The sequence below is a fragment of the Pseudoalteromonas sp. SANK 73390 genome (assembly GCF_054966645.1).
On sequence record NZ_ARPN01000149.1, the window covers coordinates 1 to 852 of the forward strand.

General features: G+C 44.8%; 1 protein-coding gene. It reads left to right on the forward strand.

The annotated features are described in order from the left end of the window. Positions 1 to 756: elongation factor Tu (locus tag SANK73390_RS18585; RefSeq protein ID WP_462767878.1), on the forward strand; the 756-nt coding region annotated here is incomplete at its 5' end. Between the last annotated feature and the right edge of the window lie 96 nt (positions 757 to 852).

Below are 852 nucleotides of genomic sequence, written 5' to 3' on the forward strand. Positions count from 1 at the left end.
GAAGAGCTACTTGAACTAGTAGAGATGGAAGTACGTGAGCTTCTTTCTGAGTATGACTTCCCAGGTGATGACTTACCACTAATCGCTGGTTCTGCGCTTAAAGCGTTAGAAGGCGAGAAAGAGTGGGAAGACAAGATTGTAGAGCTTGCAGAAGCACTAGACTCTTACATCCCAGAGCCAGAGCGTGACATCGATAAGCCATTCATCATGCCTATCGAAGACGTATTCTCAATCCAGGGTCGTGGTACAGTAGTAACAGGCCGTGTAGAAGCTGGTATTGTAAACGTGAATGACGAAGTTGAAATCGTAGGTATCAAAGACACTACGAAGACAACTTGTACAGGTGTTGAAATGTTCCGTAAGTTGCTTGACGAAGGTCGTGCAGGTGAGAACATTGGTGCACTTTTACGTGGTACTAAGCGTGAAGACGTTGAGCGTGGTCAAGTACTTTGTAAGCCTGGTTCAATCAAGCCGCACACAAAATTCGTTTCAGAAGTATACGTACTTTCGAAAGACGAAGGTGGCCGTCATACACCATTCTTCAAAGGTTACCGTCCACAGTTCTACTTCCGTACAACAGACGTAACAGGTGACGTACAGTTACCAGATGGCGTAGAAATGGTAATGCCTGGTGATAACATCAAGATGACTGTAGAGCTAATCTGCCCAATCGCGATGGACGAAGGTTTACGCTTCGCTATCCGTGAAGGTGGCCGTACAGTTGGTGCTGGTGTTGTAGCTTCAATCGTAGAGTAATCTACAGATTGTAATGCCACATGCATTAAGAAAAACCCGAACTTAGGTTCGGGTTTTTTTATGCTTATAATATGAGAAGGTGGCACTGTTACAAGT